Origin of the sequence: Janthinobacterium sp. 1_2014MBL_MicDiv, assembly GCF_001865675.1 — a bacterium.
Classification (GTDB): Bacteria; Pseudomonadota; Gammaproteobacteria; order Burkholderiales; family Burkholderiaceae_D; genus Janthinobacterium.
In genome coordinates, this window is record NZ_CP011319.1 from 1,005,346 (window position 1) to 1,020,931 (window position 15,586).

At 64.8% G+C, this 15,586-nt stretch carries 13 protein-coding genes; 5 read left to right on the forward strand and 8 right to left on the reverse strand.

What is annotated here, in order from left to right; all coding sequences use genetic code 11:
• Positions 1-4 precede the first annotated feature (4 nt).
• The gene (locus YQ44_RS04415; RefSeq protein ID WP_034754154.1) at positions 5-1,927 is read right to left on the reverse strand and encodes a PrkA family serine protein kinase; all 1,923 of its coding nucleotides are present in this window, start codon (positions 1,925-1,927) and stop codon (positions 5-7) included.
• A 329-nt stretch (positions 1,928-2,256) separates the two neighbouring features.
• Positions 2,257-2,523 (reverse strand): hypothetical protein, encoded by a 267-nt coding sequence (locus YQ44_RS28645; protein WP_156894687.1) that lies wholly within the window; start codon positions 2,521-2,523, stop codon positions 2,257-2,259.
• On the opposite strand from YQ44_RS28645, the gene YQ44_RS04420 reads away from it, so the two are divergent.
• Entirely contained in the window at positions 2,522-3,553 is a 1,032-nt protein-coding gene (locus tag YQ44_RS04420) for an adenosine deaminase (RefSeq protein WP_071322346.1), read from the forward strand. The genes YQ44_RS28645 and YQ44_RS04420 overlap by 2 nt on opposite strands.
• A gap of 22 nt (positions 3,554-3,575) precedes the next feature.
• Complete coding sequence (locus YQ44_RS04425) at positions 3,576-6,107, forward strand: ABC transporter permease (protein ID WP_071322347.1); 2,532 nt, start codon at positions 3,576-3,578, stop codon at positions 6,105-6,107.
• Between the two features lie 8 nt (positions 6,108-6,115).
• Here the strand turns inward: YQ44_RS04425 and YQ44_RS04430 are convergent, their stop codons facing one another.
• Positions 6,116-7,123: a response regulator gene (locus YQ44_RS04430; protein WP_071322348.1), complete on the reverse strand. Its 1,008-nt coding sequence runs from the start codon at positions 7,121-7,123 to the stop codon at positions 6,116-6,118.
• A gap of 3 nt (positions 7,124-7,126) precedes the next feature.
• Positions 7,127-8,452: a sensor histidine kinase gene (locus tag YQ44_RS04435; protein ID WP_071322349.1), complete on the reverse strand. Its 1,326-nt coding sequence runs from the start codon at positions 8,450-8,452 to the stop codon at positions 7,127-7,129.
• A gap of 165 nt (positions 8,453-8,617) precedes the next feature.
• Between YQ44_RS04435 and cqsA the strand changes: the two genes are divergently transcribed.
• Complete coding sequence (gene cqsA / locus YQ44_RS04440) at positions 8,618-9,862, forward strand: alpha-hydroxyketone-type quorum-sensing autoinducer synthase (protein ID WP_071322350.1); 1,245 nt, start codon at positions 8,618-8,620, stop codon at positions 9,860-9,862.
• 10 nt (positions 9,863-9,872) lie between these two features.
• Here cqsA and YQ44_RS04445 read toward each other — a convergent pair whose 3' ends face one another.
• The 3 genes from YQ44_RS04445 to YQ44_RS04455 all read right to left on the reverse strand — a co-directional run bounded on the left by YQ44_RS04445 (position 9,873) and on the right by YQ44_RS04455 (position 12,188).
• Positions 9,873-10,340, reverse strand: coding sequence for a MarR family winged helix-turn-helix transcriptional regulator (locus YQ44_RS04445; RefSeq protein WP_071322351.1), 468 nt, complete (start codon positions 10,338-10,340; stop codon positions 9,873-9,875).
• Between the two features lie 219 nt (positions 10,341-10,559).
• Entirely contained in the window at positions 10,560-10,907 is a 348-nt protein-coding gene (locus YQ44_RS04450; protein ID WP_071322352.1) for a GIY-YIG nuclease family protein, read from the reverse strand.
• Positions 10,908-10,919: 12 nt separating this feature from the next.
• Positions 10,920-12,188 carry an MFS transporter gene (locus YQ44_RS04455; protein ID WP_071322353.1) on the reverse strand — a complete coding sequence of 423 codons (1,269 nt, stop codon included), beginning with the start codon at positions 12,186-12,188 and terminating at the stop codon, positions 10,920-10,922.
• Positions 12,189-12,341: 153 nt separating this feature from the next.
• On the opposite strand from YQ44_RS04455, the gene YQ44_RS04460 reads away from it, so the two are divergent.
• Together YQ44_RS04460 and rmuC are read left to right on the forward strand one after the other, a co-directional pair.
• The gene (locus YQ44_RS04460; RefSeq protein ID WP_010400839.1) at positions 12,342-12,737 is read left to right on the forward strand and encodes a group II truncated hemoglobin; all 396 of its coding nucleotides are present in this window, start codon (positions 12,342-12,344) and stop codon (positions 12,735-12,737) included.
• 4 nt (positions 12,738-12,741) lie between these two features.
• A complete protein-coding gene (gene rmuC, locus YQ44_RS04465; protein WP_083411642.1) occupies positions 12,742-14,394 on the forward strand; it encodes a DNA recombination protein RmuC in 1,653 nt (550 codons plus the stop codon).
• A gap of 9 nt (positions 14,395-14,403) precedes the next feature.
• Here rmuC and YQ44_RS04470 read toward each other — a convergent pair whose 3' ends face one another.
• Positions 14,404-15,291: an MHFG family PEP-CTERM protein gene (locus YQ44_RS04470; RefSeq protein WP_156894689.1), complete on the reverse strand. Its 888-nt coding sequence runs from the start codon at positions 15,289-15,291 to the stop codon at positions 14,404-14,406.
• Between the last annotated feature and the right edge of the window lie 295 nt (positions 15,292-15,586).

Consider the following 15,586-nt stretch of genomic DNA (forward strand, 5'->3'; position numbering starts at 1 on the left):
TGCGCTAGGATGACTTGCGTACGCGCAAGTACCATTCGCATAACAGGCGTACCTGCTTGGCCGTATAGCCTTTTTCCACCATGCGGGCCACGAAGTCGGCGTGCTTGTTGGCATCGTCGGCACTGGCCTTGGCATTGAAGGAAATCACGGGCAGCAATTCCTCCGTATTCGAAAACATCTTCTTCTCGATCACGGTGCGGAACTTCTCGTAACTGGTCCAGGCAGGATTCTTGCCGCCGTTGGACGCCCGCGCCCGCAAACCGAAGTTGACGATTTCGTTGCGGAAGTCTTTCGGATTAGAAATACCTGCCGGTTTCTCGATCTTCTCGAGTTCATTGTTCAGCGATTCGCGGTCGAAGCTCTCGCCCGTGTCCGGATCGCGGTATTCCTGGTCCTGTATCCAGAAATCGGCAAACGTCACATAGCGGTCGAAGATGTTCTGTCCGTATTCCGAATAGCTTTCCAGGTAGGCCGTCTGGATCTCCTTGCCGATGAATTCCACATAGCGCTGCGCCAGGTGCTCTTTTATATAGGAGAAGTAGCGCTGCTCGAGTTCCGGCGCGAACTGCTCGCGCTCGACTTGCTGTTCCAGTACATATAATAGATGCACGGGATTGGCCGCCACTTCGGAATTGTCAAAGTTGAACACTTTTGACAGGATCTTGAAGGCAAAGCGCGTCGACAGGCCGTTCATGCCCTCGTCGACCCCCGCGTAATCCACGTATTCGTGCATGGACTTGGCTTTCGGGTCCGTATCCTTGAGGTTTTCGCCATCGTAGACGAGCATCTTGGAAAAGATGCTCGAGTTTTCCGGATCCTTCAGGCGCGACAGGATGGCGAACTGCGCCATCATGCGCAGCGTGCCGGGCGCGCACGGAGCCTTGACGAGCGAGGAATTGGCCACCAGCTTGTCGTAGATCTTGATTTCATCGGAAACGCGCAGGCAGTACGGCACCTTGACTATATAGATACGGTCAAGAAACGCCTCGTTGTTGCGGTTGTTTTTAAACGTCTTCCATTCCGACTCGTTCGAGTGGGCCAGGATGATGCCGTCGAAGGGGATGGCGCCGAAACCTTCCGTGCCCTTGTAATTGCCTTCCTGCGTGGCCGTCAGCAAGGGATGCAGGACCTTGATCGGCGCCTTGAACATTTCCACGAACTCCATCAGGCCCTGGTTGGCCAGGCACAGGCCGCCCGAATAGCTGTAGGCGTCCGGGTCGTCCTGCGCATAGTCTTCCAGCTTGCGGATGTCGACCTTGCCCACCAGCGAGGAAATGTCCTGGTTGTTTTCGTCGCCCGGCTCCGTTTTCGAGATGGCGATCTGCTTCAGCACGGACGGATAGCGCTTGACGACGCGGAACTGGTTGATATCGCCATTGTATTCATGCAGGCGCTTGACGGCCCAGGGGCTGGGGATGTTGCGCAGGTAGCGGCGCGGGATGCCGTAATCCTCTTCCAGGATGGTGCCGTCCTCTTCCTCGTTGAACAGGCCCAACGGCGATTCATTGACGGGCGAGCCTTTCAGGCAATAGAAGGGCACGTGTTCCATCAGCGACTTGAGTTTTTCCGCGATCGACGACTTGCCGCCGCCGACGGGCCCCAGCAGGTACAGGATCTGCTTGCGTTCTTCCAGGCCTTGCGCCGCATGGCGGAAATAGGAAACCACTTGCTCGATGACTTCCTCGGTGCCGTAGAACTCGCGGAAGGCGGGGTAGATCTTGATCACCTTGTTGGCGAAGATGCGCGACAGCCGCGTGTCGTTGCGCGTGTCGACCAGTTGCGGCTCGCCGATGGCGGCCAGCATGCGTTCGGGCGCGCTGGCATACGTCAGCTTGTCCTTCTTGCACAGGGCCAGATATTCGGTGAGCGACATTTCCTCTTCGCGGGTGCGCTCGTAGCGTGCTGCGTAGTTATCAAAAATGGTCATGTCAATGTCCTTTAATGTCAACCTGAATTGCCAGTCACCATGGCCGCCCGCCTGGCATTCGCCCGGGCTTGCCGCTTTAATTTTTCCTGTACCCCATATCGATTTTTATTGTTGTTTCAAGCCCGGCTGTCTTTGCGAGTCCGGATTGCCCGGACCAAAAAACTGGCGCTTGATGCCGTGTGCTGACGTGGCCAGCCGGCTTTTTTTTCATGTGCTGATAGCGCTTGATGCACCTACCCTTACCCCATGAAATTAATTATTGCTCTAAAGGATCAGGAAGTCAAAAGATATGTCGTAATATCCTTAATACTTGTGTGTAAATTGTTGATTTAATTGGATAATTCTTCAAATTTTTCAGCGTTTCCAGTGAACTTTTTTCTGTCTCTTGAATCATCATACGACAATTCGCCAGCCTGTGCCGGGGCATGCCCGGCAGCGGTCGTTGTTGCCGTCGCGGCGGCCCGGCGCCGGTGAGGCCAGCCATCTTGCGCTAAGATGCGTGCATGTTTGATGGCCGCCGCCACCGTGCATCTTCCGCACCGCGCCTGGCGCGCGCAGGCCAGCATTTTTATAGTCACCGTATAAGGAACACCCATGATGAACCCACAACTGCGCGCGATCGTGCGCGGCATGCCGAAAGCCGAACTGCATATCCATATCGAAGGCTCGCTGGAGCCAGAACTGATTTTCGCACTGGCCGAGCGCAATGGCGTGCCTCTGGGCTATGAATCGGTGGAACACTTGCGCAGCGCCTATGCTTTTACGGATTTGCAGTCTTTTCTCGACATTTATTACGCTGGCGCAAGCGTGCTCTTGAAAGAGCAGGATTTCTATGACATGACGCAAGCCTACCTGCGGCGCGCCGAGGCGGACAATGTCTTGCACACGGAAATTTTCTTCGACCCGCAAACCCACACGGCGCGCGGCGTGGCGATGGCCGACGTGATCAACGGCATCTACCGCGCCTGCCAGGACAGCCCCGTCAGCGCGGCCCTGATCCTGTGCTTCCTGCGCCATTTGAGCGAGGAAGAAGCGTTCGAGACACTGGCAGACGCGCTGCCGCACCGCGACAAATTCATCGGCATCGGCCTCGATTCCTCGGAAGTGGGCAATCCGCCCGAGAAATTCTCGCGCGTGTTTGCCCGCTGCCGCGACCTGGGCCTGCACCTGGTGGCCCACGCGGGCGAGGAAGGACCGCCGGCCTACATCCGCACGGCGCTCGACGACTTACAGGTCGAACGCATCGACCACGGCGTGCGCTGCCTGGAAGACGCGGAACTGACGGCCCGTCTGGCGCGCGAACAGGTCGCCCTGACCGTCTGCCCGCTGTCGAACACCAAGTTGCGCGTGTTCGACCAGATGCATGACCATAACCTGGTGCAATTGCTCGACGCCGGCTTGCTGGTGACGGTGAACTCGGACGATCCCGCGTACTTCGGCGGCTACATGAACGATAATTTCGACGCCATCTTCGATTCCTTGCCGCTGGGCCTGGCCCACGCCCAGCGCCTGGCGCGCAACGGCTTCATCGCCGCCTTCCTGCCGCAGGCGCAGAAAGACGTCTTCCTCGCCACCGTCGACGCCTACTTCGCGCAGCACGCCGCCGCCCACGGCGCCGCGCAATAACCTACATAAAGACCCGCCGCCCATGCTTCGCCTCTCCCTCAAAATGACCGGACGCGACTGGCGCGCCGGGCAACTGCGTTTCCTGCTCGTCGCGCTGATCGTGGCCGTGGCGGCCCTGTCGGCCGTCGGCTTCTTCGTCGACCGCCTGCGCGCCGGCCTGAACCGCGACGCGCACCAGTTGCTGGGGGCCGACCTGGTCATCAGCGCCGACCAGCCCGTCAATGCGGCCTGGCGCGCGCAAGCCGTCCAGCGCGGCTTCGTGCTGGCCGACACGGTGACGTTTCCCAGCATGGCGCAGGCGGGCGAGGGCGAGCAGTCAAGCTCGCAGCTGGCCTCCATCAAGGCCGTCTCGCCCGGCTATCCGCAGCGGGGCAAGCTGAAGATCACCACCAACCTCGGCGAGGCGCAGGATGCCGTGGGGCGGCCAACGGACCAGGTGCCGGCGCCCGGCACCGTGTGGGTCGATGCGGCGATTCTTTCCAGCCTGAATGCGAAACTCGGCGACACCCTGACCCTGGGCGACAAGGCATTCGTCGCCACGCAGCTGATCGCCAGCGAACCGGACCGTGGCGCTTCCTTCCTCAATTTCGCCCCGCGCGTGATGCTGCCCCTCGCTGACCTGGCCGCCACGGCGCTGGTGCAGAACGGTTCGCGCGTGTCGTACCGGCTGCTGCTGTCGGCGCCGCCCGCCAAGGCGGCCGAGCTTGCGCAATATCAAGCCTGGCTGGAGAACCAGATCAAGACGCAGGCCATCAAGGGCGTGCGCATCGAATCGCTGGAATCGGGCAGCCCGCAGATGCAATCGACGCTGGACCGCGCCGACCGCTTCCTGTCGCTCGTCGGCTTGCTGTCGGCCATGCTGGCGGCCGTTGCCGTGGCGATGGCGGCACGCCGCTTCATGCTGCGCCATCTCGACGCCTGCGCCATGCTGCGCTGCCTGGGCCTGACGCAAAACCAGGTGACGGCCATGTACGTGATCGAATTTCTCTTCGTCGGCCTGGCCGGCAGCGTCGTCGGCGTGGCCGTCGGCTTCGGCGGCCACCTGGTGCTGCTGGAGCTGTTGGGCAAGCTGGTGCAGAATGACTTGCCGCCCGTCTCCATGCTGCCCGCCCTGCAGGGCGTGGCCACCGGCATGCTGCTCTTGCTGGGCTTTGCCTTGCCGCCGATTTTGCAGTTGCGCAATGTTCCGCATAACCGCGTGATCCGCCGCGAACAGGAGCCGCCGCAGGCGCTGGCCGTGGCCACCTACGGCCTGGGCATCGCCGCCTTCGTCGTGCTGCTCTTGTGGCAGGCGGGCGACGTCAAGCTGGCCTTGATGACGGCGGCCGGCTTCCTCGGCGGCTTCGCCCTGTTCGGCCTGGCCGGCTGGCTGGGCATCAAGTCGCTGAAGACCCTGCGCGGCGCCTTCAGGCACCAAGGCTGGCGTTTCGCCGTCACGTCCTTGCAGCGCCGTCCGGGCGCCACCGTCATCCAGGTGGTGTCGCTGGCCCTGGGCCTGATGGCCTTGCTGCTGCTGACGGTGGTGCGCGGCGACCTGATGGTGGCCTGGCGCAACGCCACGCCGCCCGACGCGCCGAACCGCTTCATGATCAATATCCTGCCCGAGCAAAAGGCGCCGATCGCCGCGCGCCTGGCCCAGGCCGGTGTCGCCAACGCCCCGCTGTATCCGATGATACGCGGGCGCCTGGTGGCCGTGAACGGCAACGCCATCACGGAAGACACTTACCAGGAAGACCGCGCCAAGGGCCTGGCCGACCGCGAATTCAACCTGTCGACGATGGCCGCCATGCAGGCGGAAAACAAGCTCGTGGCCGGCAAGTGGTTCAGCAATGCCCCGGGCGCGCCCGCCGAAGCGTCGGTGGAAGAGGGCATCGCCAAGACCCTGAAGCTGAAGCTGGGCGACAAGCTGCGCTTCGACATCGCCGGCCAGCCCGTCGAAGCGGCCATCACCAGCCTGCGCAAGCTGGAATGGGGGTCGATGCGCGTCAATTTCTTTGTCATCATCAATCCGGCCGCCATGGCGGACACGCCGCAGACGTGGATCACGGCCTTCCACCTGCCGCCCGCGCAGGCGGACCTGGGCAACGCCCTGCTGCGCGAGTATCCGAATTTGACGGTGGTCGACGTCGGCGGCGTGCTCAAGCAAATCCAGGGCGTGCTGGACCAGGTGGTGACGGCCGTCGAATTCCTGTTCGCCTTTACCCTGGCGTCGGGCTTGCTGGTGCTGTATGCGGCACTGATGGGTTCGCAGGACGAGCGCACGCGCGAGGCGGGCCTGCTGCGCGCGCTGGGCGCCACGCGGCGCCAGCTGGCGCAGGCGCAGCTGATCGAGTTTTCGCTCGTGGGGGCGCTGGCCGGCCTGCTGGCGGCGACGGGCGCGGCCGCCATGGGCTGGGCGCTGGCCACCTACCAGTTCAAGTTCGCCTGGAGCTTTGCGCCCGGCGTGTGGGCCTTCGGCCTGCTGGCCGGCGCCCTGTGCGCGATCGCCGGCGGCTGGCTGGGACTGCGCAATGTCCTCAAGCATCCGCCGCTGCAGACCTTGCGCGAAAGCTAGGTTGCCAGCTACGCGCTGACGCTGTCGCCCGCGCCCGCGCGCAGAAATTGCGCGTAAGACATCACCGGCTGCCCCAGTTGGTGCGGCGGCACGTCGAACAGGGCCCAGAAATACGTCACGCGGCCCAGGCAGATGGTGGGTGCGGCGCAGTAGCGGAACCAGTTTTCGCCGATCTGCGCCGCATACATGCCGTCGCTGTCGGCGTCGGAAAAGTACGGGATCACGCGCATTTCCAGCAAGGCCAGCAGCAATGACTGGGGGGCGTCGTTGTCGCGCGCCATCTCGTACTGCGTGTGCAGGCTGCGTTCCGTCTCGATGATCATCAGGCGCGCCTGGCCGTCGCGCGTGAAGAAGAGGATGCCGCTGGGATTGGGGAAAATATAGAATTCGACAAAGCCATGGCGCCGGCACAGTTCGTGGACAACGGCGGCCAGCGCCTCGTCCTGCAGGAAACTGTAGTCGTGCAGCATCAGCAAGTCGCGCACCGTGTCCGATTGCTGCAGGAAGAATTCGCGCTGCAGGGCGACGATTTCCTGTTCCAGGATGTCGAGCGCGTCATCGTCGCTCTTCTTGATGTAGCGGTCGATCAAGCCCCGGTTGAAGGCCGTCACGGCCACTTTCTCGTCGGCCGCCCCCGTAAATAGAATCTTCTTGCACGGCAAGTCGCGCACGGCCTGGCAAAACTCGAGGCCGTTCATCTGCGGCATCGAATAATCGACCACCAGCACGGACGGCACGGCAAAGCGCTGCGCCTGGCCGCTGATGCGCCAGATGCGTTCGATGTCGAGCGCCACGTTGCACTGGTCGGGCGGCAGGTTTTGCGTGTCGAAATTGACGTGCAGCGGCGTCTCGCCCAGCCGCGTGCTGTGGCGCAGCCAGTGCAGCGCGCTGCTGGTGTCGTGGAAGGTCTTGCGCGCCAGGCCCGGATCGAGCTGGAACGCCAGGCTTTTCAGGAAGGAATCGCTGTCGTCGATCAATACGGTCAGGGTCGGATGGGTGTAGACGGGCAGTTGCATGCGTCACCTCGCGCGGTGGATGGATGGAAAACGGTTGGGCCTGGGCCTGGGCGTGGCCAGCGGCTGCGGAAACTCCAGCACGAAGATGGCATAGGCACCTTCGCGCGCCACGCAGCTGATGCGTGCATGCCACGCTTGCATGATTTGCCGGCACAGGGCCAGGCCGATGCCGCTGCCGTTGTGCGCGGGATAGGAATAGAAGCGGTCGAAGATCAGCGGCAATCGGCTGGCCGCGATGCCGCAGCCCGTGTCGATGAACAGCAGGCGCGGCACGGGACGCGCGCCATCGATGACGATGCGCACGCGGCCCTTGCCGGCGCGCTGGATGCCTTTCAGGGCATTGCGCAGCAAATTCAGCAAAATCACCACGCACAGCTCGGACTGGCCGGGAAAGCTGAAGTCGGTGCGCAGGTCGACCTTGACGATGTCGCGCTGCGCCGTGCTGGTGAACGGGTAGCGGCGCAGCACGGCGACGACGCTGTCGTGCATGGCCACCGTCTCGTTGGCCTCCAGCTTGCGGTTGACGGCGCTGGCGCTGAGCAGGAACAGGTCGATCATGTGGTGCATATGGCGCACTTCGAACTGGATGCGCGCCAGCGCTTCCAGGCTGGCCGCGCCCGGCTGCACGTCGTCGGCATCGCGCCGCAAGCCGCGCTGCAGGCCGCGCACGTTCGCCTCGACGCTGACGAGCGGCGTGCGCAATTCGTGCGCCACGCTGCCCAATCCGGCCGCCAGTCCCGCCAGTTTTTCCTGCGCGCCCACATGGCGGCCCACCTTGACCACGGACAGCACGGCGATCGTGAACCAGTGCACGGGCAGCTGCTGCAAGACGTCGCGGCTGAGCAGAAAGGCGGGTTCGCCCACGACGGCAAACGCCAGGCAGGCCAGCAGGGTGCCGCTCAGGTAGGCCAGCATGGCGATGCGCGTATCGAAGTGGAACAGCACGATCAGCGCCACCAGCAGCGAATGCACCCACAGGGTCGAGGCGTGGTTCATCAGGAACATATACGTGAAGAAAAAGGGCAGTTCGAACGTCAGCCCCAGGAACAGGTACACGCTGAAGCCCGTATTGCTGAAGCGCCCCGGCCACAGTGCAGGCAGGAACAGCAGCGCCGCGATGGTGCGCAGCGGCAGCGATTCGTAGGGTTGCGGAAAGACATGCTGCCACAGCGCGTAGTACAGGGGCATGCCAAGCGCGCCGATGACGGCCAGCGTGCGCACCTGGGCGCGCCGCGTGGGCGTGTGTTCGATGGCGTCGTGGAAATGCAGGAAAGGCTGGAGGATCTTGCCTTGCCACCGTTTTCCGGAAGGGGACTGCGCATGCATCATGGTCGGGGGACGTGTTCGTTGAGGCGAATCAAGACAACATCATCGGCGTGTTCCTCCGGAAAAAGAGATATATCGCCATAACTGTTGAGATGGATCAATCACTTGCCGAATGGCTCGCGCATGTTGGACGCGGTAGTTCCCCCCGCAACCATTCCAGGAGTCCCCATGCCGAACGCCCTTTCCCCCCTGCCATCGAGCAACCTGCGCGCCGAACAACAATTGCCGGCCTTCGTGCGCGCGCGCATGGACGAGCATTATGTCGAGCGCATCGAGAAGCTGCTCGGTGGCGAACATTTACATGAATGGCAAGCCATGCCGGCCCGCGCGGTCATGTTGGCGGGCAATGATTACCTGAACATCGCCGGCGAGGCGGCGCTGCTGGCGGCCCAGTCCCGCGTCCTGCAGGGCGGCGGCGCCATGCTGATGTCGTCCGTGTTCCTGCAGGAAGGCAGCCGCCAGCACCGCCTCGAACGCAAGTTCGCGGATTTTCTCGGCAGTGAAGCCTGCGTGCTGGCGCAGTCGGGCTGGGCCGCCAATGTGGGCTTGCTGCAAAGCCTGGCCGGCCCCGGCATCCCCGTGTACCTGGACATGCTGGCGCACGCCTCGCTGTGGGAAGGCGTGCAGTCGGCGCAAGCCGTGCCCGTGCCGTTCCTGCACAACGATGGCGCCCACCTGCAGCGCCAGCTGGACAAGCATGGCCCCGGCATCATCGTCGTCGATGCGCTGTACAGCACGAACGGCAGCGTGGCGCCGCTGCCGCGGATGGTGGAGATCGCCGAGCGCAGCGGCAGCATGCTGATCGTCGACGAATCGCACTCGCTGGGCACGCACGGGCCGCAGGGCGCCGGCCTGGTGGTGGAGCTGGGGCTGGCCGAGCGCGTGCATTTCCGCACTGCCTCGCTGGCCAAGGCGTTTGCCGGGCGGGCCGGGCTGATCACCTGCTCGGCCCGCTTCAAGGGCTATTTTCTGTCCGCCTCGCGCCCGGCCATCTTCAGTTCCTGCCTGCTCGAACATGAACTGGCGTGGTTCGACGCCGCGCTCGACTTCATCCGCGCCGCCGATGCCCGCCGCGCCACCCTGCGCCGCCACAGCGTGCAGCTGCGCCAGGGCCTGGCCGATCTTGGCTACAACGTCAGCGACGGCACGCAGCAGATCATCGCGCTGGAAGCGGGCAGCGAGCCCGATACCCTGATCCTGCGCAAGGCGCTGCAGCGGCACGGCATCTATGGCGCCGTCTTTTGCGCGCCGGCCACGCCGAAGAACCGCTCGCTGGTGCGCCTGACCCTGAACGCGGGCTTGCGCGAGGATGACTGCGCGCGCGTGCTGGCGGCCTGCGCGGCCATCCGCGAGGAAACGGGCATGGCGCGCTGGCCGTCGACGCGGCGCCTGCGCAAGCTGGCGCTGGTGTAAGGGGAATACGTCAGCCGCTGACGGGCTGGTTGCCGGCGATAGTGCCCAGCAGCATGGACAGGGGCGCCAGCTGTTCGGCGCTGGCATGGCCCAGCAATTCCTGGCCCAGCGCCTGCGCCGTCGCATTCGCGTGCGCCAGCAAGTCCAGTCCCGCGGCCGTGATGGCGGCATAGCCGACGCGCGCATCGCGCTGGTCGGCCTGGCGCGCCACCAGGCCGATTTTTTCCAGCGGCATCAGCGAGCGCGTGATGCCGGACGCCGTCAGCGCCAGGCGCTCGGCCAGGTCGATGCGGCGCAGGCGCCCGCCGGGGGCGCGCTGCAAGTGGTACAGCAATTGATAATCGCCAAAGCTCAAGCCATGCAGGTTGCCCAGGGTGCTGTCGAAGCGGCGCACCAGCATGGCCTGGGCGCGCGCCAGGCGCAGGCAGAAGTCCAGCGCGCTGCCGCCGTCCGGCGGCTGGGAAGTGTGATCGGTCATGGCGGTCCTTTGTATAGCCTGCGTAGTGCTTGAGTGCGCAAGTATAACGCATGGCCGCCGAGCGTCTATCGCGGCAGGGAGCGTCTGTTGCTGACAGCGCATCAGGAGCCGGGACAAGGCATGAGGAGGACGCGTGGCGAGCCATGCGACGACGATCAACGCAGTCTCCGCTTCTGGAGGGCGGCAGCAGCGGAGGCAGGCATCTACCGGGATAGGCGCTTAATACAGTGCCTGCCCCTGTTCCAGCAGTTGCGCCCGGTGCAGCGCCAGCAGGGCGTCGAGCTCGGCGTCCGCATCGACGGCGCGATCGTCGGCCGGCCGGACGGTGTCGATGATGGCAAGGCGGAAGGCCGCTGCGCCATCGCGCCGCCAGTCCGCCTGCAGGCGTGCATTGCGGTGCGTGCCCAGCGCCAGTTCGAAGCGGTGCCGGTTCAGCGCGCCGGGTGCGTTGCGGCTGCGTTCGAGCAACACGCAGCCGCTGGGAAGGTGCTGCAGCGCGATGATGCCCAGCGCGGGCGCTTGTTGCCGGTAAGCGGCTTTCAGGGCCGCTTGCTGTGTCTTGTCCATGCTCGGGCTTTCTCAAGGTTGAAGGGCGCCGTCGGCTTGTCCGATGCGCGGGATACCGGTCAGCAGGGCGGCGGCGATGGCGGCCGCGAGCAGCAGGGCGCCGCCGGCGCAGAACAGTTCGCCCACCGTGAGGTGGCGCAGCAGCGCGCCCGTGGCCGCCGCCGACAGCGGCGCCAGTCCCAGGAAGATGGCCATGAACAGTGCCATCGCCCGGCCCAGCATGGCTGGCGCCACGCGCCGCTGTATCCAGGTAAAGATGGCCACTTGCAGATAGCCGCCCAGCATCCCCGTGACGGCCAGCAAGGCGGCGCCTTGCCAGCTGCCGTCGATTTGTCCCAGCGCCATCAGCAGCACGGCGACGGCGGCATCGGCCAGCAGCAGGATGGCGCCGAAGCGGCGGCGCAGCCAGGCGCCGCCCAGGCTGGAGGCCAGCATGCCGGCCAGGGTGCCGGCGCCATGCGCGGCCATCAGCAAGCCCAGCGCCGAGGCACCGTGCAGGCGTTCGCTGGCCAGCACGGGCAAGGCCACTTGCAGCGGCCCCATGACGAAGAAGGCCACGACGGCCCAGTAGGCATAGCAGCTGCGCAAGGGGATATCGCGCCACACCATGGCCAGGCCCGCCGCCATGTCGCGCCACACGCCTTGCGCCGCGGCGGACATTGCCGCTGGCCGCAGGGTGACTTGCTGCAAGGTCCACGCCGAGAACAGAAACGTCAGCGCATCGATGGCAAAGGCGGCGGCCAGCGCCGCCATGCCGGTTTGCTGCGCGCCATCGTGGGCGCCGAGCACGAGCGCCGCCAGCAGGGGACCAGCCAGCAGCGACAGCTGGCGCGCGCCCATCTGCAGGCTGTTGGCGGTCTGCAGTGCCTGCGGCGGCACGGCCTGCGGCAGGATGGCCGAGCCTGCCGGGATGCCGAAGGCGGCAGCGATACCGAGCGCCAGCGCGGCCGCATACGCCAGCGCGAGGCTGGCCTGGCCCAGCCACAGCAGCCCTGCCAGCAACAGCAGGATGGCGGCATTGACCAATTTGCTCGCCAGCATCACGCGCCTGGGCGAATAGCGGTCGGCGACCGTGCCGCCCAGCAGTATCAGCACGGCGCGCGGCGCGCCCATCAGGGCCACGGCGATGCCCAGGCTGAGGCTATCGCCGGTCAGGCTCAGCACCAGCCAGGGCAGGGCCAGCATGCTGAACTGGTCGCCCAGCATGGAGACGAGGCCGCCGCCCAGCAGCCAGCGGAAGTTGCGATTGCGCATCAAGTTGGGGGTGGCGGAGGTTGGCATGTTCGTGCGCCCATGCGGGCCAGGTGTTTAAAATTGAATGGTAGTTGATATAAGCTTGATTAGTCAAGTATATTGCTATTTATTGTGGCAATGCTCGTGTGGCAATGCGGCCGGCGCTGCATGGGGCGCGATGCTTGCGCTATCATGGCGGCCATGACTGATACCACTGCCCCCACCCTGTACGAGACCATCGGCGGCGCTCCCGTGCTGCGCGACATGGTCGACCGTTTTTATGATCTGATGGAGCTCGAGCCCGAGTTTGCCGGCATCCGCGTCATGCATCCGCCGTCGACGGACGGCTCGCGCGACAAGCTGTATTTCTTCCTCACGGGCTGGATGGGCGGCCCCGATCTGTACATCGAGAAATTCGGCCACCCGCGCCTGCGCGCGCGCCACCTGCCGTACGCCATCGGCACGAGCGAGCGCGACCAGTGGCTGCGCGCCATGGCCTGGGCCATGGAAGACACGGGCATCGAAGAGTCCTTGCGCGTGCGCCTGATGGAATCGTTCTATCAGACGGCCGACTGGATGCGCAACAAACCTGACTGATCCCATGAGCCCAATCGAGTTTTACAGCCTGCTGGGCGCCGTCGTCGTCGCCATCGTCCTGTTGCTTCTGCTCCTGCTGCGTCCGCGCGGCGGCGCCGGCGATGGCGCCACCACGCTGGCGCTGGTGCAGCAGCACCAGCAGCAAAGCCTGGAGCGCATCGACCGGGGCGAGCGCGAAGTGCGGCTGCAGCTGCAGGCGTCGGCGCAGGCGACGCGGCAAGACCTGGCCGCCGGCCTGGCGCAATTCCAGGCGGCGACACTGCAGCAGCTCGACAGCCTGCGCACGCAGATGCAGGCGCAGGGGAAAGTCGGTCGCGAAGAGCAGGCGCAAAGCCTGGCGCGCTTCGCCGACAGCACCAACCAGACTTTGGCCCAGCTGACTGAATCGAATGCGCAGCGCATGCTCGAGGTACGTGCCACGCTGGAAAGCAAGATACGTGAGCTTCAAGTGGATAATGGCACGCGGTTGGAAGAGATGCGTCAAAATATGGCCACCGGCTTGGCGCAGTTCCAGGCAGCCACCCTGCAACAGCTTGACAGCCTGCGCGTGGAGATGAAGGCTCAGGCGCAGAGTGGGCGCGAAGAGCAGGCGCAAAGCCTGGCGCGCTTCGCCGACAGCACCAACCAGACTTTGGCCCAGCTGACTGAATCGAATGCGCAGCGCATGCTCGAGGTGCGCGCCACCTTGGAAAACAAGATCCGCGAGCTGCAGGCGGACAATGGCGCGCGCCTGGAAGAGATGCGCAAGACGGTCGACGAGAAACTCCATGCGACGCTGGAGACGCGGCTCTCCGCCTCGTTCCAGCAAGTGTCGGAGCGGCTGGAAAAAGTCCACCAGGGCCTGGGCGAGATGCAGCAGCTGGCGCTGGGCGTGGGCGACCTGAAGCGGGTGCTCACCAACGTCAAGACGCGCGGCACCTGGGGCGAGGTGCAGCTGGAAATGCTGCTGGAGCAGGTACTCACTGTCGAGCAGTATGCGAAGAACGTGGAAACCGTGGCCGGCAGCGGCGCGCGCGTGGAATTCGCCTTGAAACTGCCGGGCATGGTCGATGGCGGCGCGCCTGTGTGGATGCCGATCGACGCGAAATTCCCGAAAGAGCAATATGAACGCCTGGTCGAGGCGGCCGAGCGGGCCGATGCCGACGGCGTGGCCCTGGCCGGACGCGAGCTAGAGCGGGCCGTGCGCGGCGAGGCGAAGACCATCGCCGAGAAATACCTGGCGCCGCCGCAGACCACCGACTTTGCCATCCTGTTCCTGCCCACCGAGGGGCTGTACGCGGAAGTGATGCGCCGCCCCGGCCTGGCCGATGAATTGCAGCGCGTGCACCGGGTCAGCATCGCCGGGCCGTCCACCCTGACGGCCTTGCTCAACAGCCTGCAGATGGGCTTTCGCACGCTGGCGCTGGAAAAGCGTTCATCCGAAGTGTGGCAGGTGCTGGGCGCCGTCAAGACGGAATTCGGCAAGTTCGGCGACGTGCTGACGCAAACCAAACTGACCCTGGAACGGGCGGCGAAGAATATCGAAAGCGCGGAAGTGCGCAGCCGCCAGATGGCGCGCAAGCTCAAATCCGTGGAAGCCTTGCCGGGCGACGCGGCTGCCCTGTTGCTGGGCGCGGCGGACGCCGGCCTGACCGGCGAGGCGGGCGACGGCGAGTAGCGCCTTCGCCTATGCCGCCGGTGACTGCCGGCGGCGGCGCGCGGCATAGGCCGTCAGCGCCAGTCCCGCCAGCAGCATGGCCCAGGTTTGCGGTTCGGGCACGGCTGGCAAGACTGTCGGGCCGGTGGGCGGCAGCGTCGGCAGGATCACGGTGGGCGGCACGATGATGCTGCTGCCCGTCGACCCTGGCGGCACCACATAGCCGCCACCCCCGCCGCCGCCACCACCGCCCATGCCGGCCGGCGGCGCGATGCCGCCGACGGTGCGCACATAGTCGAAGGGCAGGAAGGGAATGCTGGCCACGGCCGGCGGCGCGACGCCGCCCGTGAAGGACCCGCCGCGCAAGGCGTCGGGATTGTCGATCACGGGCACGCCGGGGGCGGCCGGCGCAGCCGGCGCGGCGGCCACGGGCGCGGCACCGCCGGGAGCGGCACCGGCCGCCGGCGGCGCCGAGGCGGGCACCTGCGTGATGCGGCTGACATTGCGGCAAATGGTCGGCACGAGGATGCATTGTCCCTGCACGCAATACACGAGTCCCCGTTCCTGCATCTGCTCGCTCCAGCCCGAGCGCGTCACATTGCGGCAGACACGGCCCGGGCCGAAATGCATGTCGCTGATGCGCGCCTGGTAATTGCCCTTGCCGCGGATGGCGTCGCGGCTGATCACCACGATCTCATCGTACTGGCGCGCGCGCATGCGCTCCTTCAGCTGTTCGCGCACGGGCGGCGCGATATCCGTATAGCGGTCCACGGCGGCCACCACGTCGCCCATGAACGGGTCGACGCCGGGGCGGTTCCAATTGCAGTTGTCCAGCACGTCGGCGCGCGCGGCGCCTTTGGCATTGGCGGGCAGAGGCGCCAGGGACAACACGCTGAATATGACTGCTACGCCCAGCATGCAGGCGCCCGCGATCCATGGAGTGTGTTGCGCTGCCAGTTTCTTCGAGGAAATCATATCAAAATTGAACTCTTTAGGTGAGTTCCGATGTTATCACCGAAGAAACTTCAATATCAACAAATAAATAAAATAATTACAATTAGTGTTGTGTTTATTTATATTTTCTATCAGAAAATGATTAATATTTTTATCTCATTTTTGGGGCGTGGCGCAGTCCGCGTGCAAGGTGGCAATGAGGAAGATGGGCGCGGGTGCGCTGTCGCAGCGGGCGCAGGGGGGAGTGTGGGGAGGCGCC